The sequence below is a fragment of the Pseudomonas sp. D5(2026) genome (assembly GCF_057766845.1).
On the sequence record NZ_CM173421.1, the window covers coordinates 5,420,783 to 5,444,688 of the forward strand.

General features: G+C 62.5%; 22 protein-coding genes and 1 pseudogene. 10 read left to right on the forward strand and 13 right to left on the reverse strand.

What is annotated here, in order from left to right:
• Positions 1-134: 134 nt before the first annotated feature.
• From AC3B5Q_RS24965 to trxA, 4 genes are all read right to left on the reverse strand, one after another.
• Positions 135-1,103, reverse strand: a complete 969-nt coding sequence (locus tag AC3B5Q_RS24965; protein ID WP_021783524.1) for a CDP-6-deoxy-delta-3,4-glucoseen reductase — start codon at positions 1,101-1,103, stop codon at positions 135-137.
• Positions 1,103-2,569 (reverse strand): 4-hydroxy-3-polyprenylbenzoate decarboxylase, encoded by a 1,467-nt coding sequence (ubiD, locus tag AC3B5Q_RS24970; protein ID WP_020192776.1) that lies wholly within the window; start codon positions 2,567-2,569, stop codon positions 1,103-1,105. The genes AC3B5Q_RS24965 and ubiD overlap by 1 nt, the downstream gene beginning before the upstream one ends.
• Before the next feature lie 203 nt (positions 2,570-2,772).
• A complete protein-coding gene (gene rho, locus AC3B5Q_RS24975; RefSeq protein WP_003253661.1) occupies positions 2,773-4,032 on the reverse strand; it encodes a transcription termination factor Rho in 1,260 nt (419 codons plus the stop codon).
• 227 nt (positions 4,033-4,259) lie between these two features.
• Complete coding sequence (gene trxA / locus AC3B5Q_RS24980) at positions 4,260-4,589, reverse strand: thioredoxin TrxA (RefSeq protein WP_021783523.1); 330 nt, start codon at positions 4,587-4,589, stop codon at positions 4,260-4,262.
• Between the two features lie 253 nt (positions 4,590-4,842).
• On the opposite strand from trxA, the gene ppx reads away from it, so the two are divergent.
• Positions 4,843-6,345, forward strand: coding sequence for an exopolyphosphatase (gene ppx / locus AC3B5Q_RS24985; protein WP_021783522.1), 1,503 nt, complete (start codon positions 4,843-4,845; stop codon positions 6,343-6,345).
• Here the strand turns inward: ppx and ppk1 are convergent.
• On the reverse strand, positions 6,332-8,575 hold the full coding sequence (gene ppk1 / locus AC3B5Q_RS24990; protein WP_101196400.1) for a polyphosphate kinase 1: 2,244 nt from the start codon (positions 8,573-8,575) through the stop codon (positions 6,332-6,334). The two genes, ppx and ppk1, sit on opposite strands and share 14 nt — an antisense overlap.
• Positions 8,576-8,788: 213 nt before the next feature.
• On the opposite strand from ppk1, the gene AC3B5Q_RS24995 reads away from it, so the two are divergent.
• Complete coding sequence (locus AC3B5Q_RS24995) at positions 8,789-9,433, forward strand: DedA family protein (RefSeq protein WP_162149597.1); 645 nt, start codon at positions 8,789-8,791, stop codon at positions 9,431-9,433.
• Between the two features lie 501 nt (positions 9,434-9,934).
• Here the strand turns inward: AC3B5Q_RS24995 and AC3B5Q_RS25000 are convergent.
• Positions 9,935-10,561, reverse strand: a pseudogene (locus AC3B5Q_RS25000) (sterol desaturase family protein); the annotation flags it as partial.
• Between the two features lie 112 nt (positions 10,562-10,673).
• On the opposite strand from AC3B5Q_RS25000, the gene elbB reads away from it, so the two are divergent.
• Complete coding sequence (elbB, locus tag AC3B5Q_RS25005; protein WP_021783518.1) at positions 10,674-11,333, forward strand: isoprenoid biosynthesis glyoxalase ElbB; 660 nt, start codon at positions 10,674-10,676, stop codon at positions 11,331-11,333.
• Positions 11,334-11,534: 201 nt separating this feature from the next.
• On the opposite strand, the gene AC3B5Q_RS25010 is transcribed toward elbB, so the two are convergent.
• A complete protein-coding gene (locus tag AC3B5Q_RS25010; protein WP_003253654.1) occupies positions 11,535-11,987 on the reverse strand; it encodes a YaiI/YqxD family protein in 453 nt (150 codons plus the stop codon).
• A 166-nt stretch (positions 11,988-12,153) separates the two neighbouring features.
• On the opposite strand from AC3B5Q_RS25010, the gene AC3B5Q_RS25015 reads away from it, so the two are divergent.
• Positions 12,154-15,009, forward strand: coding sequence for a class I adenylate cyclase (locus AC3B5Q_RS25015; RefSeq protein WP_274147824.1), 2,856 nt, complete (start codon positions 12,154-12,156; stop codon positions 15,007-15,009).
• 62 nt (positions 15,010-15,071) lie between these two features.
• Here AC3B5Q_RS25015 and rnk read toward each other — a convergent pair whose 3' ends face one another.
• The 3 genes from rnk to cyaY all read right to left on the reverse strand — a co-directional run bounded on the left by rnk (position 15,072) and on the right by cyaY (position 16,187).
• Positions 15,072-15,482 carry a nucleoside diphosphate kinase regulator gene (gene rnk / locus AC3B5Q_RS25020; RefSeq protein ID WP_016712630.1) on the reverse strand — a complete coding sequence of 137 codons (411 nt, stop codon included), beginning with the start codon at positions 15,480-15,482 and terminating at the stop codon, positions 15,072-15,074.
• Positions 15,483-15,628: 146 nt separating this feature from the next.
• Positions 15,629-15,853, reverse strand: coding sequence for a DUF1289 domain-containing protein (locus tag AC3B5Q_RS25025; RefSeq protein WP_392520714.1), 225 nt, complete (start codon positions 15,851-15,853; stop codon positions 15,629-15,631).
• A 1-nt stretch (position 15,854) separates the two neighbouring features.
• Entirely contained in the window at positions 15,855-16,187 is a 333-nt protein-coding gene (cyaY, locus tag AC3B5Q_RS25030) for an iron donor protein CyaY (protein ID WP_004575827.1), read from the reverse strand.
• A 239-nt stretch (positions 16,188-16,426) separates the two neighbouring features.
• On the opposite strand from cyaY, the gene lptM reads away from it, so the two are divergent.
• From lptM to AC3B5Q_RS25060, 6 genes are read left to right on the forward strand one after another with little or no spacing between them, the layout of a single operon-like run.
• The gene (lptM, locus tag AC3B5Q_RS25035; RefSeq protein WP_021783515.1) at positions 16,427-16,639 is read left to right on the forward strand and encodes an LPS translocon maturation chaperone LptM; all 213 of its coding nucleotides are present in this window, start codon (positions 16,427-16,429) and stop codon (positions 16,637-16,639) included.
• 9 nt (positions 16,640-16,648) lie between these two features.
• Positions 16,649-17,896, forward strand: coding sequence for a diaminopimelate decarboxylase (lysA, locus tag AC3B5Q_RS25040; protein WP_010955746.1), 1,248 nt, complete (start codon positions 16,649-16,651; stop codon positions 17,894-17,896).
• A 4-nt stretch (positions 17,897-17,900) separates the two neighbouring features.
• Positions 17,901-18,731: a diaminopimelate epimerase gene (gene dapF, locus AC3B5Q_RS25045; protein ID WP_021783513.1), complete on the forward strand. Its 831-nt coding sequence runs from the start codon at positions 17,901-17,903 to the stop codon at positions 18,729-18,731.
• Positions 18,732-18,744: 13 nt separating this feature from the next.
• Entirely contained in the window at positions 18,745-19,455 is a 711-nt protein-coding gene (locus AC3B5Q_RS25050) for a DUF484 family protein (protein ID WP_021783512.1), read from the forward strand.
• Positions 19,455-20,354 (forward strand): tyrosine recombinase XerC, encoded by a 900-nt coding sequence (xerC, locus tag AC3B5Q_RS25055; protein ID WP_021783511.1) that lies wholly within the window; start codon positions 19,455-19,457, stop codon positions 20,352-20,354. Before AC3B5Q_RS25050 ends, xerC begins: the two co-directional genes overlap by 1 nt.
• Entirely contained in the window at positions 20,351-21,046 is a 696-nt protein-coding gene (locus tag AC3B5Q_RS25060; RefSeq protein WP_021783510.1) for an HAD family hydrolase, read from the forward strand. Before xerC ends, AC3B5Q_RS25060 begins: the two co-directional genes overlap by 4 nt.
• A gap of 180 nt (positions 21,047-21,226) precedes the next feature.
• Here the strand turns inward: AC3B5Q_RS25060 and sutA are convergent, their stop codons facing one another.
• From sutA to glnK, 3 genes are all read right to left on the reverse strand, one after another.
• Positions 21,227-21,556, reverse strand: a complete 330-nt coding sequence (sutA, locus tag AC3B5Q_RS25065; RefSeq protein ID WP_021783509.1) for a dormancy-specific transcriptional regulator SutA — start codon at positions 21,554-21,556, stop codon at positions 21,227-21,229.
• Positions 21,557-21,985: 429 nt separating this feature from the next.
• Positions 21,986-23,317, reverse strand: coding sequence for an ammonium transporter (locus AC3B5Q_RS25070; RefSeq protein WP_330508659.1), 1,332 nt, complete (start codon positions 23,315-23,317; stop codon positions 21,986-21,988).
• A gap of 46 nt (positions 23,318-23,363) precedes the next feature.
• The gene (gene glnK / locus AC3B5Q_RS25075) at positions 23,364-23,702 is read right to left on the reverse strand and encodes a P-II family nitrogen regulator (protein ID WP_002555808.1); all 339 of its coding nucleotides are present in this window, start codon (positions 23,700-23,702) and stop codon (positions 23,364-23,366) included.
• Positions 23,703-23,906: the final 204 nt, after the last annotated feature.

Consider the following 23,906-nt stretch of genomic DNA (forward strand, 5'->3'; position numbering starts at 1 on the left):
AATACTCAAGCCCTTGAGCACGCGTTTCATGCACGGCTCCGACGACTGGAAAGTACTGTTTCAGCAACGGTGAAAGTTATTGGCCAAGGCGGTAATAATTACCGCCTTATACCCATACTTTCAAACTTCGGTTATTAACCGCGCGGCGCGTAGGCGAACACATCGGCACGCATGCGGTGCGCATCCATACCAGCTTCGACCAGGGCGTCGAGTGTGGCGTAGATCATGTTCGGTGAGCCACTGGCATACACATGCACGCTATTGAGGTCGGCAATGTCTTCGCATACCGCTTCATGCAGCATGCCGCAGCGGCCTTCCCAGCCGCACAGGTCGCTGACCACTTGATGCAGGAACAGGTTGGGCAGGCGCAGCCATTCGTCCCAGTGCTCGATCTGGTAGAAGTCCTCAGGCCGGCGCACTCCCCAGTACAGGTGCACCGGGTGCTTGAAGCCCTGGGCCCGGCAGTGCTCAACCAGGCTGTGCATCTGGCCCATGCCGGTGCCGGCGGCAATCAGCACCAGCGGCCCGTCTGGCAGCTCGGCCAGGTGGGTGTCGCCAAACGGCATTTCGATGCGCGCCAGGCCATCTCGCCTGAGCTGGTCGATCAGTTGCACCGCACTGGGTTCACGCGCCAGCACATGCAGCTCCAGCTCGCGCCCGGCATGTGGCGCGGACGCCAGCGAGAAGGCCGCCTGCTTGCCGCCCTCACGTTCGATCATAAGGTACTGCCCTGCGTGGTAGCGCAGTGGCTTGCCGGCAGGCGCACGCAGGCGCACCCGCCAGACGTCGCCACCGACGTCGACGCACTCACTGACGCTGCACGCCAGCTTGCGCACTGGCAGCTCGCCCAAGGCAAGCACACCGTCCCAGAGCAACACGCAGTCCTCCAGCGGTTCGGCAATGCAGGTGAACAACTCGCCATGGTCGCGGACTTCGCCATCCTGGCGAACCCGTCCTTCAACCAACAACGCGGCGCAAACATGGCAATTGCCATTGCGGCAGCTGTTTGGGCAGTCATAGCCCAGCCGCCGTGCTCCATCCAGGATCCGTTCCCCGGGTTCAAGCGCCAGCACCGCCCCGGACGGCTGCAACGTTACCTGCATCAATCTATTCCCAACTGATCCCACAGCTCATCGATACGGCGGGTGACGGCCTCATCCTTGACGATGACCCGGCCCCATTCGCGTGTAGTCTCGCCCGGCCACTTGTGAGTAGCATCCAGGCCCATCTTCGAACCCAGCCCCGACACCGGAGACGCAAAGTCCAGGTAGTCGATCGGGGTGTTGTCAATCATTACCGTATCACGCTTGGGGTCCATACGCGTGGTAATGGCCCAGATCACATCGTTCCAGTCACGAGCGTTGATATCGTCATCGGTGACAATAACGAACTTGGTGTACATGAACTGTCGCAGGAACGACCACACACCCAGCATTACGCGCTTGGCGTGGCCTGGGTACTGCTTCTTCATGGTCACCACCGCCATGCGGTACGAGCAGCCTTCCGGCGGCAGGTAGAAGTCGGTGATTTCCGGGAACTGCTTCTGCAGGATCGGCACGAACACTTCGTTCAGCGCCACGCCGAGAATGGCCGGCTCATCTGGCGGCCTGCCGGTGTAGGTGCTGTGGTAGATCGGTTTTTGCCGGTGGGTGATGCGCTCGACGGTGAACACCGGGAAACTGTCCACTTCGTTGTAGTAGCCCGTGTGATCGCCGTAAGGGCCTTCCGGGGCCATTTCGCCCGGGTGGATCACCCCTTCCAGAATGATCTCGGCGGTTGCCGGTACCTGCAGGTTGCTGCCGCGGCACTTGACCAGCTCGGTGCGATTGCCTCGTAGCAGGCCGGCGAAGGCGTACTCGGAGAGGGTGTCCGGTACCGGGGTCACGGCGCCGAGAATGGTCGCAGGGTCAGCGCCCAGCGCCACGGCGACCGGAAACGGCTGGCCGGGGTTCTTCTCGCACCACTCTCGGTAGTCGAGGGCGCCGCCACGGTGGCTGAGCCAGCGCATGATCACCTTGTTGCGGCCGATCACCTGCTGGCGGTAGATGCCCAGGTTCTGGCGGTCCTTGTTCGGGCCACGGGTAACGGTGAGGCCCCAGGTAATCAGCGGCGCCACGTCGCCAGGCCAGCAGTGCTGAATCGGCAGGGCGCCGAGGTCGACATCATCCCCCTCGACCACCACTTCCTGGCACACCGCGTCCTTGACCACTTTTGGCGCCATCGACACGACCTTCTTGAAGATCGGCAGCTTCGACCAGGCGTCCTTCAGGCCCTTGGGCGGCTCGGGCTCTTTGAGGAAGGCCAGCAGCTTGCCGATTTCCCGCAATTCGCTGACCGACTCGGCGCCCATGCCCATGGCCACCCGCTCCGGGGTACCGAACAGGTTGCCCAGCACGGGAATGTCGAAGCCGGTGGGTTTTTCGAACAGCAATGCCGGGCCCTTGGCGCGCAGGGTGCGGTCGCAGACCTCGGTCATTTCCAGGACGGGGGAGATCGGTACCTGGATGCGCTTGAGTTCGCCGCGCTGTTCCAGGCCACGGATGAAGTCGCGCAAGTCGCGATACTGCATGCAGGAGCCTCGTGTTGGCCGTATCGGTCGGGGTGCAGAGTGTAGCGCCGTTCGAGGCCTGTTTGGGGGCAAAAATGCACTGGGGCCGCCTTGCGCCCCTTCGCGGGCACGCCCGCCCCCACAAGGATTGTATTTAACCTGTGGGAGCGGGCGTGCCCGCGAAGAGCCGCAAGGCGGCCCCAATTACTGCCTGATCGGGAAGCTTACTTGCGCTTCATCGACAGGAAGAACTCATCGTTGGTCTTGGTCTGCTTGAGCTTGTCGACCAGGAACTCGATGGCGGCGATTTCGTCCATCGGGTGCAGCAGCTTGCGCAGAATCCACATACGCTGCAGTTCGTCGTCAGCGGTCAGCAACTCTTCGCGGCGGGTGCCGGAACGGTTGATGTTGATGGCCGGGAACACACGTTTCTCGGCGATGCGGCGGTCCAGCGGCAGCTCCATGTTGCCGGTGCCCTTGAACTCTTCGTAGATCACTTCGTCCATCTTCGAGCCGGTTTCAACCAGCGCAGTGGCGATAATGGTCAGCGAGCCGCCCTCCTCGATGTTCCGCGCAGCACCGAAGAAGCGCTTGGGCTTCTCGAGGGCGTGAGCGTCGACACCACCGGTCAGCACCTTGCCGGAGCTCGGGATCACGGTGTTGTAGGCACGTGCCAGTCGAGTGATCGAGTCCAGCAAGATAACCACGTCTTTCTTGTGCTCGACCAGGCGCTTGGCCTTCTCGATCACCATTTCGGCAACCTGCACGTGGCGGGTTGGTGGCTCGTCGAAGGTGGAAGCGACCACTTCGCCACGCACGGTGCGCTGCATTTCGGTCACTTCTTCCGGGCGCTCGTCGATCAGCAGGACGATCAGGTGGCACTCGGGGTTGTTGCGGGTGATGTTGGCCGCAATGTTCTGCAGCATGATCGTCTTACCGGCTTTCGGCGGGGCAACGATCAGGCCGCGCTGGCCTTTGCCGATCGGGGCGCACAGGTCGATGACGCGACCGGTCAAGTCCTCGGTGGAGCCGTTACCGGCCTCCATCTTCAGGCGCTTGTTCGGGAACAGCGGCGTCAGGTTTTCGAACAGGATCTTGTTCTTCGCGTTTTCCGGGCGGTCGAAGTTGATGGTATCGACCTTCAGCAGGGCGAAGTAACGCTCCCCTTCCTTCGGTGGGCGGATCTTGCCGACGATGGTGTCGCCGGTACGCAGGTTGAAACGGCGGATCTGGCTGGGCGATACATAGATATCGTCTGGGCCGGCCAGGTAGGACGCATCAGCCGAACGCAGGAAACCGAAACCATCCTGGAGAATCTCCAGCACGCCGTCACCCGAGATCTCTTCGCCGCTTTTCGCATGCTTCTTCAGCAGGGCGAAAATCACGTCCTGTTTGCGCGAACGGGCCATGTTTTCGATGCCCATCTGTTCGGCCATTTCCAAAAGATCGGTAATCGGCTTTTGCTTGAGTTCAGTCAGGTTCATAAGGGGAATGACGTAATCATGTAAGAAGGGAGAATTAAGCTTCTGGCTTAATGAGGCCGCGCCGCTGGATGGCGACAGGATCGCGTACTGATTCGAATTAGGGATGCTTCGGCGACGGCATGTAGAGGGCACTGGAAAAGCAGTGCGAGGCCGAATGTAACACTTGCTTTTTTCTGCGTCTAGTGCTCAGGAAAAGAAAAGCCCCGCATTTGCGGGGCCTTCTGACATCACAGGTGGGCGTCGAGGAATGCGGCCAGCTGCGATTTGGACAGCGCACCAACCTTGGTGGCTTCGACGTTGCCGTTCTTGAACAGCATCAGCGTCGGGATACCACGCACACCGTGCTTGGCCGGGGTTTCCTGGTTCTCGTCGATGTTCAGCTTGGCGACGGTCAGTTTGCCCGCGTAGGTGGAAGCGATGTCGTCCAGAACCGGAGCGATCATCTTGCATGGACCGCACCATTCAGCCCAGTAGTCGACCAGTACCGCGCCTTCGGCCTTCAGGACATCGGCTTCGAAGGAGGCGTCGGTGACATGTTTGATCAGATCGCTGCTCATGGATATCTCCAGGGTCGTAAGCAAAAAACGTGGCCCATGATAGCCGCACCCACGCCGGACAGGAAGCCACGGACGATTGAGTGTAACTATAGTTGCGCAAGACGCCGCGAATCGAAACTGTCATATGACCGTCATAGAATCGAATGGCACATTGCCTTGCATCAAGGCCAGCACAACGGCGGAGTGCCACGCGTTGGCGATAGCCTGCTATCGTGGCACGATTGCCAGGTTAACGACCGAGAACAACCAGATCATGCCGCATACCATCGCGAAGAACCTGTCCCTGATCGCCGCCATCGACCTTGGCTCCAACAGTTTTCACATGGTCGTGGCCAAGGCCCACCATACCGAAATCCGCATCCTTGAGCGGCTCGGCGAGAAGGTTCAGCTGGCCGCCGGCATCAACGAAGAACGCATGCTCAGTGAAGAAGCAATGGAAAGAGGCCTGGATTGCCTCAAGCGCTTTTCCCAGCTGATCAACGGCATGCCGGCAGGCTCCGTGCGTATCGTCGGTACCAACGCCTTGCGCGAAGCGCGCAACCGTAACGAATTCATCCAGCGCGCCGAAGCCATCCTCGGCCACCCGGTGGAGGTCATCTCCGGCCGTGAAGAGGCGCGCCTGATCTACCTGGGCGTGTCGCACACCCTGGCCGACACCCCCGGCAAGCGCCTGGTCGCCGACATCGGCGGCGGCAGCACCGAGTTCATCATTGGCCAGCGCTTCGAGCCGCTGCTGCGCGAAAGCCTGCAGATGGGTTGCGTCAGCTTTACCCAGCGCTACTTCCGCGACGGCAAGATCACCCCGGCCCGCTATGCCCAGGCCTACACCGCCGCGCGCCTGGAACTGATGAGCATCGAAAATGCCCTGCACCGCCTGACCTGGGATGAGGCGATCGGCTCATCCGGCACCATTCGCGCCATCGGCGCCGCCATCAAGGCCGGCGGCCTGGGCAATGGCGAGGTCAACGCCGAAGGCCTGGCCTGGGTCAAACGCAAGCTGTTCAAGCTGGGCGAGGTCGACAAGATCGACTTCGACGGCGTCAAGCCAGACCGCCGCACCATCTTCCCGGCTGGCCTGGCAATTCTCGAAGCGATCTTCGATGCCCTTGAACTGAACCGCATGGACCATTGCGACGGCGCCCTGCGCGAAGGCGTGCTGTTCGATCTGCTCGGCCGCCACCATCACGAAGACGTGCGCGAACGCACCCTGAACTCGCTGATGGAGCGCTATCACGTGGACCAGGGCCAGGCTGCGCGCGTCGAGCGCAAGGCGTTGCACGCATTCGACCAGGTGGCCGACGCCTGGGATCTGAAAGAAGGAAACTGGCGGGATCTACTGGGCTGGGCCGCGAAAGTGCACGAAATCGGGCTGGACATCGCCCATTATCACTACCACAAGCACGGTGCCTATCTGATCGAGCACTCGGACCTGTCGGGCTTTTCCCGGGAAGATCAGCAGATGATGGCCCTGCTGGTGCGCGGCCACCGCCGCAACATCCCCAAGGACCGTTACGCCGAACTGGGCGATGAAGGGGTCAAGCTGCTGCGCCTGTGCGTGCTACTGCGCTTTGCCATCCTGTTCCACCACATCCGCGGCACCCAGCAAATGCCAAAGGTAGAACTGCACGGCGGGGACAACAGCCTGGATGTAGCTTTCCCTGAAGGTTGGCTGGAGCAGAATCAGCTGACCCAGGCCGACTTCGCCAACGAGGCGGAGTGGCTGGCCCGGGTCGGCTTCGTCCTCAGCGTACGTTGAGGACCGGGTTGCTCAGGCGCTCCAGCAGGGTCGCCTGAACGCTGCGCGGGTTCTGGTTGCCGGTCGGGGTACTGCGCACGTAGCGCCCGTCTGGCTGCAAGGTCCAGGCGTGGGTATTGTCGGTCAGGTAGCCTTCCAGCTCCTTCTTCACCCGCAGCAACAGTTTCTTGCCTTCCACCGGGAAGCAGGTCTCGACACGCTTGTCGAGGTTGCGCTCCATCCAGTCGGCGCTGGACAGGTAGATCTGCTCTTCGCCGCCATTGAGGAAGTAGAACACCCGCGTGTGCTCGAGGAAGCGGCCAATGATCGAGCGCACCTGGATGTTGTGCGAAACCCCCGGAATGCCCGGGCGTAGGCAACACATGCCACGCACCACCAAGTCGATTTTCACGCCCGACTGGCTGGCCTTGTACAGCGCCTTGATGACTTTGGCGTCGGTCAGCGAGTTGAACTTGGCGATGATGTGCGCCGGCTTGCCTTCGAGGGCAAACTGGGTTTCCCGCGCGATCATGTCGAGCATGCCCTTTTTCAGGGTGAACGGCGCATGCAGCAGCTTCTTCATGCGCAAGGTCTTGCCCATGCCGATCAACTGGCTGAACAACTTGCCGACGTCCTCGGTGAGCGCATCGTCAGAGGTCAGCAGGCTGTAGTCGGTGTATAGGCGGGCGTTGCCGGCGTGGTAGTTACCGGTACCCAGATGCGCATAACGCACGATCTCGCCCTGCTCGCGGCGCAGAATCAGCATCATCTTGGCGTGAGTCTTGAACCCGACCACACCGTAGATCACTACCGCACCGGCCGCTTGCAGGCGGCTGGCCATCTGCAGGTTGGACTCTTCGTCAAAGCGGGCACGCAACTCGATCACCGCAGTGACCTCCTTGCCGTTACGCGCTGCGTCCACCAGGGCGTCGACGATTTCCGAGTTAGCCCCCGAGCGGTACAGGGTCTGGCGCACGGCGAGCACGTGCGGGTCCTTGGCGGCCTGGCGCAGCAGGTCGACCACTGGCGTGAAGGACTCGAACGGGTGCATCAGCAGGATGTCCTGCTTGCTGATCACACTGAATATGTTGTCGGCGTTCGCCAGCAGCTTGGGGATCGCCGGGGTGAACGGTGTGTATTGCAGCTCCGGATGGCTGTCCAGGCCGGTGATGCTGAACAGGCGGGTGAGGTTGACCGGGCCATTGACCTGGTACAGCTCGCTTTCGCTGAGGCTGAACTGCTTCAACAGGTAGTCCGACAGGTGTTTCGGGCAGGTATCGGCCACTTCCAGGCGCACGGCGTCACCATAGCGGCGCGAGAACAGCTCACCGCGCAGCGCGCGAGCCAGGTCGTCGACCTCTTCAGAGTCCAGCGCCAGGTCGGCGTTACGCGTCAGACGGAACTGGTAGCAGCCCTTCACCTTCATGCCCTGGAACAGATCGTCGGCGTGCGCGTGGATCATCGACGACAGGAACACGTAGTTCGCGCCCGGGCCGCCCACCTCTTCCGGCACGCGAATAACCCGCGGCAGCAGGCGTGGTGCCGGAATGATCGCCAGACCCGAGTCGCGACCAAAGGCGTCCACCCCCTCGAGCTCGACTATGAAGTTGAGGCTCTTGTTCACCAGCAGCGGGAACGGGTGAGTCGGGTCGAGGCCAATCGGGGTAATGATCGGGGCAATTTCGTCGCGGAAGTACCGGCGCACCCAGGTTTTGAGCTTGGGTGTCCAGTAACGGCGGCGGATAAAGCGAATCTGATGCTTTTCCAGCTCAGGCAGCAGCACGTCGTTGAGGATCGCGTACTGACGCTCTACCTCGATGTGCACCAGTTCGCTGATGCGCGCCAGCGCCTGGTGGGGCTGCAGGCCATCGGCTCCGGCCTGTTCACGGGCGAAGTTGATCTGTTTCTTCAGACCGGCGACGCGAATCTCGAAGAACTCGTCGAGGTTACTGGAGAAGATCAACAGGAACTTGAGGCGTTCCAGCAGCGGGTAGCTCTCGTCCAGTGCCTGCTCCAGCACCCGAATATTGAACTGCAGTTGCGAGAGTTCGCGATGAATGTACAGGCTGCTGTCGTCCAGGCCAGGGACGGTGATTGCAGGGGACGGCGCGGGCGCCGGAGCCACAGGCTCGACCACCTGCTCCGCTACAGGCTCGGCCGCCGGAGGCAGGTCTGGCGGGGTTTGCACCATCTCTTCTGGGAGCTCCTGAGCATCCTTGATCGCGACAGGGCTTAGCACTTCATTATTCATCTGGCGTTCCTGAGGACGTTAACGCCCTATCATCTATTGAGCGGCAAGATAAGCGCCCATTATGACGCCCGTGTTACACACATGGGCAAGCCGTGGCAAGTGGCCTCTGGCATTGTCTGCGCTGAAATTGTTCACGTCGAGACACATTTGGACACTTTCACGAACGCGCGCGAAGGGGTAGGCTGCGCGTTCATTTCGCCAGCACCTCAGAAAATGCTTCAACAATTCCTGCAGGATTTCGGCTACTTCGCCCTTTTTCTAGGCACCTTCTTTGAAGGCGAGACCATTCTGGTGCTTGCGGGTTTCCTTGCGTTCCGCGGTTACATGGATATCAATCTGGTGTGCCTGGTGGCCTTCTTCGGCAGCTACGCGGGCGACCAGTTGTGGTACTTCATGGGCCGACGCCACGGGCGCAGGATCCTGGCGCGCAAGCCGCGCTGGCAGGCAATGGGTGACCGCGCGCTGGACCACATCCGCCGCCATCCTGATATATGGGTGCTGAGCTTCCGCTTTGTCTATGGTTTGCGCACGGTCATGCCGGTGGCCATAGGCCTGTCGGGTTACCCGCCACGCCGCTACCTGCTGCTGAACGGGATTGGCGCGGGCATCTGGGCAGTGGCCCTGGGCGCCGCTGCCTACCACTTCGGCGCCATCCTCGAAGGCTTGCTGGGCAACGTCAAGCGTTACGAGCTATGGGTGCTTGGCGGTTTGGTGGCGCTGGGCGGCCTGCTTTGGCTGCGCCGGCGCTTCCGCGCGTTGCGCGCGGAGCGCAGGGCGGCGAGCCAGCCCCAACCCCCAGAGGCTGAGCAGGCTGTAAACCACGAGCAGAAGCCAGGCCAGCGGCACGACCACCGCTAAGCCCAAGGCGCCGGCCAGGTACAATGCCGGCGCATTCAGAAACAGCCGCACCACCTCCAGGCGTGCAGACCAGGGCCGGTTCTCCAGCAACGCGCCCAGCACGAACAAACCAAACGCCATCAGTGACCAACCGAGCACCAGCGCGGCGACCGGCACGTGCTCGGCCACGTCCATCAAGTAGCTGCCCAAGGCCACGTAGACCACGAACTGCGCGGCCACGTAGGCTTGCTGCGCGCGCCCCAGGGCAATCTCGAACTTGCGAAATAGCGCCAGGTCCTGTTTGGCCTGTGGGTAGCGTGCGGCCACATCGGCCGGACGCCAGCCGGTAGGCATGAACCAGATGCGCAGCTTGTCCCACAGGCTGGTGGTGCGCCGGGCGTCGTGCCAGAGCTGGGCATAGAACTGCAGGTTTGCCCATAGCGGGTTCCAGCTGGCCAGCGGCGTGGTCACCCCGAACACCACCGGCTCAGCCGGGTCCTCCTCCTTGAAAGTGCCGAACAGACGGTCCCAGAGAATGAACACACCGCCGTAATTGCGATCCAAGTAAGCAGGGTTTTGCGCATGGTGGACGCGATGATTGGATGGCGTGATCAACACCCACTCCAGCCAGCCAAGTTTGGGGATATGCCGGGTATGCACCCAGAACTGATACAGCAGGTTGAGCGAGGCCACGGTGATGAACACCAGTGGCGGCACGCCCAGCAGCGCCAGCGGCAGGTAGAACAGCCACGAGAAGATGAACCCGCTACTGGTCTGGCGCAGCGCCGTGGTGAGGTTGTACTCCTCGCTCTGGTGATGCACCGAGTGCGCAGCCCACAGCACGTTGCGCTCATGCCCCAGGCGGTGCAGCCAGTAGTAACAGAAGTCGTACAGGACAAAGGCCAGCAACCAGACCCACCCTGCCTCTGCCGGCAATCGCAGCAGCGCCAGGTGCTCGAAGGCCAGGGCATAGGTGACCAGCCCTACGCCTTTGGTCAGCAGCCCGGTACTGGTCGACAGTGCGCCGGTACTCAGGCTGTTGATCGAGTCGGCCAGGGTGAAATTGCGCTGGCCACGCACGCGATCGGCGACCAGCTCGACGGCTATCAGCACAAAAAAGAACGGTACGGCCAGCAGTATCAGGTCCATGGGCGCGACCTCAGGCGTTATCCACCAAGATTAGGCCGCACCCGCAGGAATCCCTATGGCGACATCTGCCAAACTAGAGGACATTTAGCGCCTCGACACTGGAGTAATGAGCATGACAAAAAAAGTAGCGGTGATTCTTTCCGGCTGTGGCGTGTATGACGGCGCCGAAATCCACGAAAGCGTGATCACGCTGCTGCGCCTCGACCAGCGCGGTGCGCAGGTGCAGTGCTTCGCGCCGAACATCGCACAAATGCATGTAATCAACCATCTGACCGGCGAAGAAATGCCCGAATCGCGCAATGTGCTGGTGGAGTCGGCGCGCATCGCCCGCGGCGAGGTCAAGGATATCCGTGAGGCCAAGGCCGAAGACTTCGATGCGCTGATCGTGCCGGGCGGTTTCGGGGCAGCGAAAAACCTGTCCGACTTTGCCGTGGAAGGCGCCAACTGCAGCGTGAACCCAGACGTGCTGGCCTTGGCCGAAGCCTTTGCCGACGCCTGCAAACCCGTTGGCCTGATCTGCATCTCGCCGGCGCTGGCGGCGAAGATCTACGGGCCGGGCGTGGTCTGCACCATCGGGAGCGATGCCGGCACTGCGGCGGCTGTCGAAAAGATGGGCGGCACCCATGAAGAATGCGATGTACACGACATTGTCGAAGACACCCAGCGCAAGCTCGTGACTACCCCGGCGTACATGGAGGCCAAGTCGATCAGCGAGGCGGCGGGCGGGATCTACAAGCTGGTGGACAGAGTGCTGGAGCTGACGCACGAGTAAGTGACTGCGTTCGCTTCTTCGCGGGCATGCCCGCTCCCACAGGTCCAGCGCAGGCTTCAAGATCACTCGGTACCTGTGGGGGCAACTTATGAAAAGCCTGCGCGATCGCCTGTAGGAGCGGGTTTACCCGCGAACACCGGCAAAGCCGGTGCCACCCACCGCCCCACGCTGGGCTGTCGCCGACAGGAACCGTGTCAGCGCTCAGCTTTTCGAGAGCCGGGCAATGATCCGGTCCAGTGCATTGGCAAACGCCTGTTTCTCGCGTTCGCCATAGGCCGCCTGCCCGCCCCCCACCTGGCCCTGCTCACGCAGCTCGGTGAACAGGTTGCGCGCCGCCAGGCGGTCGCCCATGTTGCGCTCGTCGAACTCACGCCCACGCGGGTCCAGTGCGGCTACGCCCTTTTTCACCAGGCGGTCGGCCAGCGGCACGTCACTGCATATCACCAGCTCGCCAGGCACGGCGTGCTCCACAATGTAATCGTCGGCCGCATCCATGCCGCTGGGCACCACGATCAGGCGCACGATCGCGAACGCCGGCTTGGCCACAGCCTGCCCCGCCACCATCACCACCTCGAACTTGCGCTTGAGGGCGAACTTGACGATCAGATCCTTGGCCGCCTTGGGGCAGGCGTCGGCATCGATCCATACACGCATTGGACACTCTCTACATGAACTCAATGCGCCCATCATGCCTGAAGCGCAGCGAAAGCTGGAGCAGGCAGGCGCTGGAAAAATGGCGCCAGAATTTCAATTGCCGCTTATCCGACCCCGCCACTCAGGCTAAACTCGCCACAGTTTCAATGGCCTGCCCGAGCGCGCAATGAACCACCCTCACGAAATACGCCCTGACCTGGACGAAGGCATCGACCGCAAGGTCCTGGCGACATTGCGTGCACGCTTCCTGCATCTCAACCAGGGCCGACTGCAGCGGGCAAAGGAGGGCCTGTCAACACGCCAGCAACAGGTACTGTCGCTGCTGCCGCTGCTGTTTCATGTGAACCACCCGCTATTGCCGGGTTACGTCTCCGGCAGCACCCCCGCGGGCGTATCGGCTTACGAGCCAAGCGCCGAGCTGGTGGCAGATGCCCAACGGCTTGCCCGCTCGTTCACCTACAAGGCCCAGCATGGCAACCCGCCACGCCCGATCCACGGCCTGTTCCTGATGGGCAGCCTGGGTTCGCTGGCGCAGGCTGAGCAAAGCGACATGGACCTGTGGGTGTGCCATGCACCCGGCTTGCCCGAGCAGCTGCTGGGTGAGCTGCGCCGTAAGTGCCAGCTGCTGGAGGTCTGGGCGGCAAGCCTGGGGGCCGAAGCACACTTTTTCCTGATCGATACACAGGGCTTCGCCCAGGGTCAGCGCGATGGCCAGCTCGGCTCCGACGACTGTGGCACCACCCAGCACTACCTGCTGCTGGATGAGTTCTACCGCACCACCCTGTGGCTGGCCGGGCGCACGCCGCTGTGGTGGCTGGTACCGGTGTACGAGGAGCACAACTATTACAGCTACACCCAGACTTTGCTGTCCAAGCGCTTCATCCGCAGCCAGGACGCCCTTGACCTCGGCAACCTGGCGCACATTCCGCCCGGCGAGTTCGTCGGCGCTGGCCTGTGGCAATTGTTCAAAGGCATCGACTCGCCCTACAAATCGCTGCTCAAACTGCTGTTGACCGAAGCCTACGCCGGCGAACACCCTGCGGTGCGCTGCCTGAGCCTGGACTACAAGCAGGCAGTGTTTGCCAACCAGCTCGACCTCGACGAGCTGGACCCCTACGTGATGGTCTACCGGCGCATCGAACGTTACCTGCTGCAACGCGGCGAACCCGCGCGCCTGGAGCTGGTAAGGCGCAGCCTGTACCTGAAGGTGAACAAGAAGCTCAGCGACCAAGGCCGCAGCCAAGGCTGGCAACGCCGGCTGCTGCAGCGCCTGGCCGACGAGTGGGGCTGGGACCAGCGCCAGCTGGCCCTGCTGGACAGCCGCAGCCAATGGAAAGTGCAGCAGGTTGCCGTCGAGCGCCGCGAACTGGTGGCCGAGCTTAACCTCAGTTATCGCTTCCTCAGCCAGTTCGCCCGCACCCAGAACGCCAGCAGCCGCGCCGACCAGCGCGACCTCAATGTGCTGGGCCGGCGCCTGTACGCCGCCTTCGAGCGCCGCGCCGGCAAGGTCGAAGTGATCAACCCCGGCATCGCCCCTGACCTCGCCGAAGGCACCCTTACGCTGGTTCAGGCCCCCAACCGCAAGGAGCCGGGCAGCTACCACTGGGAGCTGTACAGCGGCAACCTGAGCACCCATGAGGTGCAGCACTTCAGCCCGATCAAACGCTGCCGCGAGCTACTCGAACTGCTGACCTGGGCCCATCGCAACGGCGTGATCGACAGCAGCACCCGCATGGCGCTGCATCCAGGGGCCAGCGACCTCGGGGAATTCGAGCTGTTCAACCTGCTGGGCTGTCTGCGGCAAAGTATTCCCCTGCCCTTGCCGACCGTCAGCGAAGTGCGCCTGTTGCAGCCCAGCGTTGCCGATGAGGTGTTGTTGCTGGTCAACGTCGGCGTCGACCCGCTGCGTCACCACCGCGACCTTAACGTTTTGATGACCACAGAGCGCACCGACGCGTTGAGCTACGCTGGCGTGCGCGAAAACCTGGTGCTGACCCTGGACCAGGTCACCGTCAACAGCTGGAACGAGGTGCTGGTCCAGCGCTATGACGGCGAACACGCGCTGGTGCGCTGCCTGCGCGACTTCCTCAACAGCCCGGCGCAGCGCGGCCACCGGCCACGGGTGCGAGTACGCTGCTTCTGCCAAAGCCGCGCCCAGCCTATCGGCCAACGCGTAGAAGAAATTTTCGACACTGCGCAGCTGCTGCGGGATCAAGGGCTACACCACCGCTACCTGCTGCAAGTGGCCCACCACACCCATGTGCTGGAGCTGTTGCCCGAGCATGTCAGCCTGACGACCCTGGCCGAGCATGAAGCGCTACTGGCCTACCTGGGCGAAGAGCGCGGCACCTACAGCCCGCTGTATCTGGATGCCAATGCGCTGCAGGACCACGACCTGCGCCTGGTGCTGGAGCAAGGCCGCCCAGCCTGCATTCAGGTGTTCTACCGCCTGCAGGCCGGCTGGGCCGACGTGTATGTGCTGGATGAATACAACGCATTGTGGCAACAACGCCTACCGCTGCATGACGAAGCGCATCTGCTGTTGCCACTGCAACGTTTTCTGCGCTCGGTGGTGATGCGCCGCGATGCCCGCCTGCCCCTCGATAGCCTGCGACCCGCCTCGCTGGATATCCACTACGCGCAGCTGTTGCCCACTGGCCCAGGCAAGGCACGCAACATCGAGCCGCGCCTGGCCCCGGCCGAGGGCAGCGACCAGCCTTACTATGAGGTACAGGCGATTATCCAGGCGGGTGTAGCGGGCGTGGCGCATGTGACGCTGTACTGCGACCAGCAGGAGTTTTCCGAGCTGGAACATGGTGAGCAGCTGTATGCGGTAGTGGCCCGACAGATCATCGGGCAGCGGCGCGGCGCAGAGCAGTACCGGTGCTATATCACCGACCTGGATTTGTCCGAGCTGCTGGATGACCGGCTGGGGGCAACGCAGGTATACCTGAGCTACAAGCGGGTACTGGAGCAGGCTTTGAATGAGGGGCTGCAGCAGGTTTTGGCGCAGGCCGTGTGAATTCGCAGCCCAAGGCGGCTAGCCCTCTGCCGCAAATGGGCCGCGAAGCGGCCCTCTGGCCCTTACAGGTCGAAATCACCCGCCGCTTCCGGCTGGTACTCCACTTCCAGCAACTTCAGCTTGAGGGTCTTGCCCCCCGGTGCCGGCCAGTCGATCTGTTCGCCTACCGACAGCCCCAGCAAGGCGCAGCCAATCGGCGCCAGGATCGAGACCTTGCCTTCCGGCCCGGCATCCTTGGGATACACCAGTGTCAGGTGGTAGTCCTTGCCGCTGGCTTCCTCACGGCAGTGCACCCGCGAGTTCATGGTCACCACGCCCGCCGGCACTTCCTCGTGACCAACCACCTGCTCGGCGCGGTCCAGCTCGTCCTGCAGGGCGAGCACACCCGGCGTACTCTCGTCGAGGCTGTCGATCAGACGCTCCAGACGTTGTACGTCCAATCGGGTGAGGATTAGGGAAGGCTTGGTGCTCATGATCCAGTCAGACTCCTTTGAACAGGCAGTTTTCAATGCGCAAATAAAGCAAAACCCCGCCCAAGGGCGGGGTTTGAGAAGGCTTTGGCGTCACCGACGCAGAACCCGACACTACCACAGCCGGGCAAATACTCAAGCCCCTGCGTTCAGTGTGCCTTAGCCTGCTCGCGCAAGACCTGGGCCTCGCGGCAGATCTCCCGGCGCCGTTCGTCATCGGCCGAGCGCCATTCGCGGATGTGCTCGACATGCCGATGGCAACCGGTGCACACCCGCTGTTCGTCCAGCCGGCATACGCTGATGCACGGTGACGGCACTGCCGGGCTGACGTTGCTGTAAAGCGGCTTGGGCGGCCGGACCTGGGCGTTACTCATGTCAGATTTCGTCGAAGTCCAGCTTCTCGCCGGCCCGCTCCCAGACGATACGCTCAAGCATTTCACCCAGTAACTCTTCGCTCTTTTCGCACACCCACTTGCCGCTGTCTTCGTCGTAATCGAAGTGGAAACCACCGGAGCGGTCGGCAAGCCACAACTGGCGCAGTGGCTCCTGACGGCTGAAGATCAGCTGGGCGCCGCCCTCGAACTTGACGGTCAGGACACCAGCGGAGTTCTCCATGTCCAGGTCCAGACCGCTCTCGTCGAACAGATCTTCCAGGGCCTGTTGGGTCGCGTCGACCAGGTCATGGAAACGCGCTTCACTCAAACTCATTGCAGGAACCTCGAAATTGGCTGCGTTACAGGCAAGCCGGGCAAGATACGGGCGCTCGCCGCCGAATGCAAAGGTTTAGCCGTTGCCTTCACCGGCCTCTTCGCGGGCAAGCCCGCTCCTACAGGGGGCTGCGCAGAGGCTAAGCATAGCCCGCCCGGCGGACCGGTCCTTGCATAGGCAAGCCGCCGGTCGCTCGGTATACTCGGGCGCAATACTGCATTTTTCTAAGGATTTCACCCATGAAGCGCCTGATTTCCTCCTTCGCGGCGCTGGTCGCTGTTGCCTGCCTCGTTTCGGCCTGTGGCCAGAAAGGCCCGCTGTATCTGCCTGAAGATGGCGATAACGGCAAAGCGCACAAGTCGCACCAGCACCAGCCAAAAGCCAAGCCGGCCCCGGAACAAGAACAGCAGCCCGAGCTGCAGTCCGAGCCCGAGCAGTCGCCAGCGCAGTAAGGAAACCAGATGAACGCTTTCAACTACCGCGACGGTGAGCTGTTCGCGGAAGGCGTGGCCCTGTCGGCCATTGCTGAACGTTACGGCACCCCCACCTACGTGTACTCGCGCGCCCACATCGAGGCCCAGTACCGTAGCTACGCAGACGCCCTGCAAGGCACCGAGCACCTGGTGTGCTTCGCGGTCAAGGCCAACTCCAACCTTGGCGTGCTGAACGTGCTGGCGCGCCTGGGCGCAGGCTTCGACATCGTCTCCGGTGGTGAACTGGAGCGTGTGCTGGCCGCTGGCGGGCGTGCCGACCGCGTGGTGTTCTCCGGCGTTGGCAAAACCCGTGAAGACATGCGCCGCGCCCTGGAAGTTGGCGTGCACTGCTTCAACGTCGAATCCACTGACGAGCTGGAGCGCCTGCAAGTAGTCGCCGCCGAAATGGGCAAGGTTGCCCCGGTGTCGCTGCGGGTCAACCCGGACGTCGATGCCGGTACTCACCCGTACATCTCCACCGGCCTTAAAGAAAACAAGTTCGGCATCGCCATTGCCGATGCCGAGGCCATCTACGTGCGCGCCGCTCAGCTACCGAACCTGGAAGTGGTCGGTGTCGACTGCCACATCGGCTCGCAGCTGACCACCGTCGAGCCATTCCTCGACGCCCTCGACCGCCTGCTGGTGCTGGTCGACCGCCTGGCCGAGTGCGGCATACACCTGCGCCACCTGGACCTGGGTGGCGGTGTCGGCGTGCGCTACCGCGACGAACAGCCGCCACGGGTGGCCGACTACATCAAGGCCATCCGCGAGCGCGTGGGTGAACGCGACCTGGCCCTGGTGTTCGAGCCAGGCCGCTACATCGTCGCCAACGCTGGCGTGCTGCTGACCCGCGTGGAATACCTCAAGCACACCGAACACAAGGACTTCGCCATCATCGATGCAGCGATGAACGACCTGATCCGCCCGGCCCTTTACCAGGCCTGGATGGGTGTCAGTGCGGTCAAGCCACGTGCAGGCGAAGGCCGTGCCTACGACCTGGTCGGCCCTATCTGCGAGACTGGCGACTTCCTCGGCAAGGACCGCGTACTCAACCTGGCCGAAGGTGACCTGCTGGCCGTAGAGTCCGCGGGCGCCTATGGTTTTGTCATGAGTTCCAACTACAACACCCGCGGCCGTTGCGCTGAAATCCTGGTCGACGGCGACCAGGCGTTCGAAGTACGCCGCCGCGAGACCGTCGCCGAACTGTATGCTGGCGAAAGCCTGCTACCGGAGTAAGCCCATGCTGCTGCGTTTTACCAAGATGCATGGGCTGGGCAACGACTTCATGGTCCTGGACCTGGTCAGCCAGCACGCGCACATCCAGCCCAAGCACGCCAAGCAATGGGGTGACCGCCATACCGGTGTCGGCTTCGACCAGTTGCTGATCGTCGAGGCGCCGAACAACCCGGAAGTGGACTTCCGCTACCGCATCTTCAACGCCGACGGCTCCGAGGTCGAGCAATGCGGCAACGGTGCTCGCTGCTTTGCCCGCTTCGTGCTGGACAAGCGCCTGACCGCGAAAAAGCGCATCCGCGTGGAAACCAAGAGCGGCATCATCGTGCTGGACGTGCAGAACGACGGCCAGGTGAGTGTCGACATGGGCCCGCCGCGCTTCATCCCTGCCGAAATTCCCTTTGTCGCCGACGCACAAGCGCCAAGCTACCCGCTGGAAGTTGACGGCCAGTTGTACTCGATAGCCGCCGTATCCATGGGTAACCCGCACGCCGTGCTGCGTGTCGACGACGTGCAGACTGCCCCCGTGCACGAGCTGGGCCCGAAGATCGAAAACCACCCACGTTTCCCTCAGCGGGTGAATGCCGGCTTCATTCAAGTCATCGACCGCCACCGCGCCAACCTGCGCGTGTGGGAACGCGGCGCCGGCGAAACCCAGGCTTGCGGCACCGGCGCCTGCGCCGCGGCCGTGGCGGCGATCAGCCAGGGCTGGATGGACTCCCCGGTGTCCCTCGACCTGCCCGGTGGCCGCCTGCACATCGAATGGGCCGGCCCCGGCAAGCCCGTGATGATGACCGGCCCGGCCGTACGCGTCTACGAAGGACAGGTTCGTCTCTAAACGAGTAACCGCCATGACCGATCAGCCTAAGATTGTACCCAAGCAGTCCGCCGAGCTCGATGCCGAAGCGGTGGTCGCCTACCTGCGCGCCCACCCTACCTTCTTCGCCGAGCACGACGAGCTGCTGATCGAACAGCACATCCCGCACCAGCGAGGTGACAGCGTGTCGCTGGTGGAGCGCCAGCTCAAGCTGCTACGTGACCGCAACATCGAAATGCGCCATCGCCTGTCGCAACTGATGGACGTGGCCCGCGACAACGACCGGCTGTTCGACAAGACCCGCCGGCTGATCCTTGACCTGCTCGATGCCGGCAGCCTGGAAGAAGTGGTAATGGCGGTCGAAGACAGCCTGCGCCAGGAATTCCAGGTGCCCTTCGTCAGCCTGATCCTGTTCGGCGATAACGTCGCGCCGGTCGGGCGCTGGGTCAGCAATGCCGAGGCGCAGCAAGCCATCGGTGCCCTGCTGGGCGGTGGCAAGACCGTCAGTGGCAACCTGCGCGAGCACGAGCTGGCTTTCCTGTTCGGTGAAGAGCAGCGCCAGGAAGTGGGCTCCAGCGCCGTGGCAGCTCTTGAGTACCAAGGGCTGCACGGGGTGCTGGCCATCGGCAGCCGCGACCCGCAACACTACAAGAGCAGCGTCGGCACCCTTTTCCTCGGCTATATCGCCGAGGTGCTCGGCCGCGTTGTGCCACGCGTTACCCAGACCCTGCGCCCGGTACGCTGATGAAACGCCAGCTGGAGGCTTATTGCGCACACCTGCGCAACGAGCGCCAGGTGTCGGAGCACACCTCGCAGGGCTACCGTCGCGACCTGGAAAAAGTCATCGCCTACTGCGAAGAGCACGGCATTGCCGACTGGCAGGCGCTGCAAATCCAGCAGCTGCGCCAGCTGGTCGCTCGCTTGCACCACCATGGCCAGTCCCCGCGCAGCCTGGCACGCCTATTGTCGGCAGTACGCGGCCTATACCGCTATCTCAACCGCGAAGGCCTGTGCCAGCACGACCCGGCCACCGGCCTGAGCGCGCCCAAAGGTGAGCGTCGGCTGCCCAAAGTACTGGATACCGACCGCGCACTGCAGTTGCTCGATGGGGGTGTGGACGACGACTTCATCGCCCGGCGTGACCAGGCGATCCTCGAGCTGTTCTATTCCTCGGGCCTGCGCCTATCCGAGCTGACCAACCTCGATCTTGATCACCTCGACCTCGCCGCCGGCCTGGTGCAGGTACTGGGCAAGGGTGGAAAGGCCCGCGTGCTGCCGGTGGGTCGCAAGGCTCGCGAGGCGTTGCAGGCCTGGTACCGTTTGCGCGGCATCGGCAACCCGCGCGACCGTGCAGTGTTCATTACCCGCCAGGGCAATCGCATCAGCCCCCGGGCCGTTCGGCTGCGAGTAAAGGCCGCCGGTGAGCGTGAGCTGGGCCAACACCTGCACCCGCACATGCTTCGCCATTCTTTCGCCAGCCATGTGCTGGAATCGTCTCAGGACCTGCGCGCGGTGCAAGAGATGCTCGGCCATGCCGACATCAGCACGACGCAAATCTACACCCACCTGGACTTCCAGCACCTGGCCGCGGTGTACGACAGCGCCCACCCTCGGGCCAAACGCAGCAAAGGCACAGACTCATGAGCATCAAGCTGATCACCTTCGACCTCGACGACACCCTGTGGGACACCGCACCGGTGATTGCCACCGCGGAAGTCGTGCTGCGCGACTGGCTCGAGGCCAACGCACCAACCCTCGGCAGCGTGCCGGTGGAACACCTGTTCGCCATCCGCGAGCGCCTGGTGCAAGCAGAGCCCGGCCTCAAGCACCGCATCAGCGCCCTGCGCAGGCGTGTGCTGTTCCATGCCCTGGAAGAGGTCGGCTACAGCGAGCAGCACGCGCAGGCGTTGGCCAACGAAGGCTTCGAAGTGTTCCTGCATGCCCGCCACCAGGTGGAGATCTTCCCAGAGGTGCAACCGGTGCTTGAGATCTTGCGCCATCAATACATCCTGGGCGTGGTCACCAACGGCAATGCCGACGTCAGCCGGCTGGGGCTGGCCGATTACTTCCGCTTTGCCCTGTGCGCCGAGGACCTGGGCATTGGCAAGCCAGACCCGGCGCCGTTCCTCGAAGCGCTACGCCGTGGTGAGGTGGACGCGGGTGCGGCGGTGCACATCGGCGATCACCCTGGCGATGACATTGCCGGTGCCCAGCGCGCCGGTTTGCGCGCGGTGTGGTTCAACCCGCAGGGCAAGGCCTGGGCTGGCGAACAGGCGCCGGATGCCGAGATCCAGCGCCTGTCGCAGCTGCCTGACGTGCTCGCGCGCTGGCGCTGACGGGGCCGCTTTGCGGCCTCTTCGCGGGCACGCCCGCTCCCACAGGGACCGCGCAGGTCCTGAACCCTGTGGTGAACCTGTGGGAGCGGGCATGCCCGCGAAGAGGCCGGCACAGGCAACACAAAACCCACAGGCATAAAAAAGCCCGCAGCGACGGCGGGCTTTTTTGCGATCAGCCACTCAGATAGGGCGGCTGCCGTACTTGTTGTCTGGCTTCTTGGGCGGGTCGGCGACCACGTTGGCCTCGACTTCCTGCACCTTGCCACCGCGAGAAAGGAATTCTTCCATCGCCTTGGCCAGTGCATCACGCTCTTTCTGCTTGGCTTCCATGCTCGGCATCTCGTCTACCGAGACTGCTGCCTTGGATTTGCCCTTGGCAACGGGTGCCGGGCTGCTGTCGTCATCGCCAGCGTCTTCCACGCCGTCATCAGCCGCCGCCTCGAGGCCCTCATCACCCTCGTCTTCGTCGCCTACTTCGAGGTCATCATTTTCCAGATCGTCGTCGCTCATGTTCTACCTCATGACTTGCGAAAAGCAGGTTGGTTATAGACCAGTGCAGCCGTAGACCGGCAGCCACCAGTGAAAATTCAACTGGCCGTGGGTTAGGCCACTGCCCTTGGGTCGGCACTCCTGATGGGAGGCGGTACCCAGCAGGCCCTGCTCCTGGCAGGACCTGACAAATCCATTAGCCCCTGCTGGCCACACGCTATTGGCAAGCCTAGCAAAGGCTGGCGAAGTGTGTGGACTACTCGTCAAACACCCTTCGGCGCGCATTCTAGCGCGCCCGTGGAAAAAGCAAAGCACCATAAACGCCCTGTGACTTGTAAGTTTTTTACCTACGTCACGAACGTGTCGAATAAACCGTTTGCCGTGCGGGAAATGCTGAAAAACTGGCAAAAAAATGCCCGGCAAGCCGGGCAAGTTTTTACCGCGTCGCAGTTACAGGTTGTAGCCGCGTTCGTTGTGCTGAGCCAGGTCGAGGCCGACCGACTCTTCTTCTTCGTTGACCCGCAGGCCCATCACCACATCCAGCACCTTGAGGATCACGTAGGTGACGATGGCGGTGTAGACCACAGTGAAAATCACACCCTTGGCCTGGATCCAGACTTGCATGCCGATGTCGGTGACGGTACCGAAGCCACCCAGTGCCGGGGCTGCAAACACACCCGTGAGGATGGCACCGATGATGCCGCCAACACCGTGCACGCCGAAGGCATCCAGCGAATCGTCATAGCCGAGTTTGCGCTTGAGGGTGGTAGCGCAGAAGTAGCAGATCACACCCGAAACCAGGCCGATCACCAGCGCGCCAATCGGCCCGACAGTGCCCGCAGCCGGGGTGATGGCGACCAGGCCAGCCACCACGCCCGAAGCGATGCCCAGCGCACTTGGCTTACCGTGACCGATCCACTCGGCGAACATCCAGCCCAGTGCGGCGGCGGCGGTAGCGATCTGGGTGACCAGCATGGCCATGCCGGCTGTGCCGTTGGCGGCAGCAGCAGAGCCTGCGTTGAAGCCGAACCAGCCGATCCACAGCATCGCCGCGCCCATCAGGGTATAGCCGAGGTTGTGCGGGGCCATCGGGGTGGTCGGGTAGCCTTTGCGCTTGCCCAGTACCAGGCAGCAGACCAAGCCTGCGATACCGGCGTTGATGTGCACCACGGTGCCGCCAGCGAAGTCCAGTACGCCCCAGTCCCACATCAGGGCACCGTCACCGCTCCATACCATGTGGGCGATCGGCGCATACACCAGGGTGAACCAGATACCCATGAATACCAGCATCGCCGAGAACTTCATGCGCTCGGCAAAGGCGCCGACGATCAATGCCGGGGTGATGATGGCGAACGTCATCTGGAAGGTGATGAACACCGCTTCAGGGAACAGCGCGGTGGCCGAGGTCAGGCTGTCAGGCGTGACGCCGCTGAGGAAGGCCTTGGAGAAGCCGCCAACGAAGGAGTTGAAGTTGAGCACGCCCTTTTCCATACCGCCGGTATCGAAGGCCATGCTGTAGCCGTAGACGACCCAGAGAATGCTCATCAGGCCGGTAATTGCAAAGCATTGCATCATCACCGACAGCACGTTCTTGGAACGCACCATGCCGCCATAGAACAGGGCCAGGCCCGGAATGGTCATGAACAGCACCAGCGCCGTTGCGGTCAGCATCCAGGCGGTGTCGCCGGAGTTCAGCGCTGGGGCAGCTTCCTCTGCCAGGGCAAGCCCGGGCATTACGAGGGACAATAGGGCTCCTAGCCCTGCGATCTTACGCAGAGTCATGTTGTTTTCTCCTGGGGCGTTGGGTTTGGTGAGGCTTTGTTGCTGCTTAAATCGCGTCGGTATCGGTTTCGCCGGTACGGATGCGGATTGCCTGCTCCAGATTCACCACGAAAATCTTGCCGTCACCGATCTTGCCGGTGTTGGCTGCCTTGGTGATGGCTTCGATTACCCGATCAAGGTCCTTGTCATCGATGGCGACATCGATCTTCACCTTGGGCAGGAAATCGACCACATATTCAGCACCGCGATACAGCTCGGTGTGGCCCTTCTGCCGACCGAAGCCTTTGACTTCAGTGACGGTGATGCCCTGCACGCCGATTTCCGACAGCGACTCGCGCACGTCGTCCAGCTTGAACGGCTTGATGATGGCTGTGACTAGCTTCATGAAACTCTCTCCCGATTTGGTGGACTTGCCCCAGGAAAACAAACCCGTCTCAAGTCTAAGCGCAGCGGTTGGCTTTGTAACGCGTCGTCGGCATCCGGCTCCGCGTGCGCACTGCCTGGTCACAAGGAACTGCTTCAGTGCATGGCTCGTACAGGTCATTGCAGAAACCTTGCCAGTTCCGACAAAGCGCCGAAAAACAGAGCG

Coding starts and splice junctions, on each gene's coding strand:
- elbB (WP_021783518.1), top strand. CDS start 10,674: ATGACAAAAAAAGTAGCGGTGATTCTTTCCGGCTGTGGCGTGTATGAC.
- AC3B5Q_RS24965 (WP_021783524.1), bottom strand. CDS start 1,103: ATGCAGGTAACGTTGCAGCCGTCCGGGGCGGTGCTGGCGCTTGAACCC.
- AC3B5Q_RS25025 (WP_392520714.1), bottom strand. CDS start 15,853: ATGAGTAACGCCCAGGTCCGGCCGCCCAAGCCGCTTTACAGCAACGTC.
- ppk1 (WP_101196400.1), bottom strand. CDS start 8,575: ATGAATAATGAAGTGCTAAGCCCTGTCGCGATCAAGGATGCTCAGGAG.
- trxA (WP_021783523.1), bottom strand. CDS start 4,589: ATGAGCAGCGATCTGATCAAACATGTCACCGACGCCTCCTTCGAAGCC.
- dapF (WP_021783513.1), top strand. CDS start 17,901: ATGCTGCTGCGTTTTACCAAGATGCATGGGCTGGGCAACGACTTCATG.
- AC3B5Q_RS25070 (WP_330508659.1), bottom strand. CDS start 23,317: ATGACTCTGCGTAAGATCGCAGGGCTAGGAGCCCTATTGTCCCTCGTA.
- rnk (WP_016712630.1), bottom strand. CDS start 15,482: ATGAGCACCAAGCCTTCCCTAATCCTCACCCGATTGGACGTACAACGT.
- lptM (WP_021783515.1), top strand. CDS start 16,427: ATGAAGCGCCTGATTTCCTCCTTCGCGGCGCTGGTCGCTGTTGCCTGC.
- AC3B5Q_RS25010 (WP_003253654.1), bottom strand. CDS start 11,987: ATGCGTGTATGGATCGATGCCGACGCCTGCCCCAAGGCGGCCAAGGAT.
- cyaY (WP_004575827.1), bottom strand. CDS start 16,187: ATGAGTTTGAGTGAAGCGCGTTTCCATGACCTGGTCGACGCGACCCAA.
- sutA (WP_021783509.1), bottom strand. CDS start 21,556: ATGAGCGACGACGATCTGGAAAATGATGACCTCGAAGTAGGCGACGAA.
- AC3B5Q_RS25015 (WP_274147824.1), top strand. CDS start 12,154: ATGAACCACCCTCACGAAATACGCCCTGACCTGGACGAAGGCATCGAC.
- lysA (WP_010955746.1), top strand. CDS start 16,649: ATGAACGCTTTCAACTACCGCGACGGTGAGCTGTTCGCGGAAGGCGTG.
- AC3B5Q_RS25060 (WP_021783510.1), top strand. CDS start 20,351: ATGAGCATCAAGCTGATCACCTTCGACCTCGACGACACCCTGTGGGAC.
- AC3B5Q_RS24995 (WP_162149597.1), top strand. CDS start 8,789: ATGCTTCAACAATTCCTGCAGGATTTCGGCTACTTCGCCCTTTTTCTA.
- rho (WP_003253661.1), bottom strand. CDS start 4,032: ATGAACCTGACTGAACTCAAGCAAAAGCCGATTACCGATCTTTTGGAA.
- xerC (WP_021783511.1), top strand. CDS start 19,455: ATGAAACGCCAGCTGGAGGCTTATTGCGCACACCTGCGCAACGAGCGC.
- ubiD (WP_020192776.1), bottom strand. CDS start 2,569: ATGCAGTATCGCGACTTGCGCGACTTCATCCGTGGCCTGGAACAGCGC.
- ppx (WP_021783522.1), top strand. CDS start 4,843: ATGCCGCATACCATCGCGAAGAACCTGTCCCTGATCGCCGCCATCGAC.
- glnK (WP_002555808.1), bottom strand. CDS start 23,702: ATGAAGCTAGTCACAGCCATCATCAAGCCGTTCAAGCTGGACGACGTG.
- AC3B5Q_RS25050 (WP_021783512.1), top strand. CDS start 18,745: ATGACCGATCAGCCTAAGATTGTACCCAAGCAGTCCGCCGAGCTCGAT.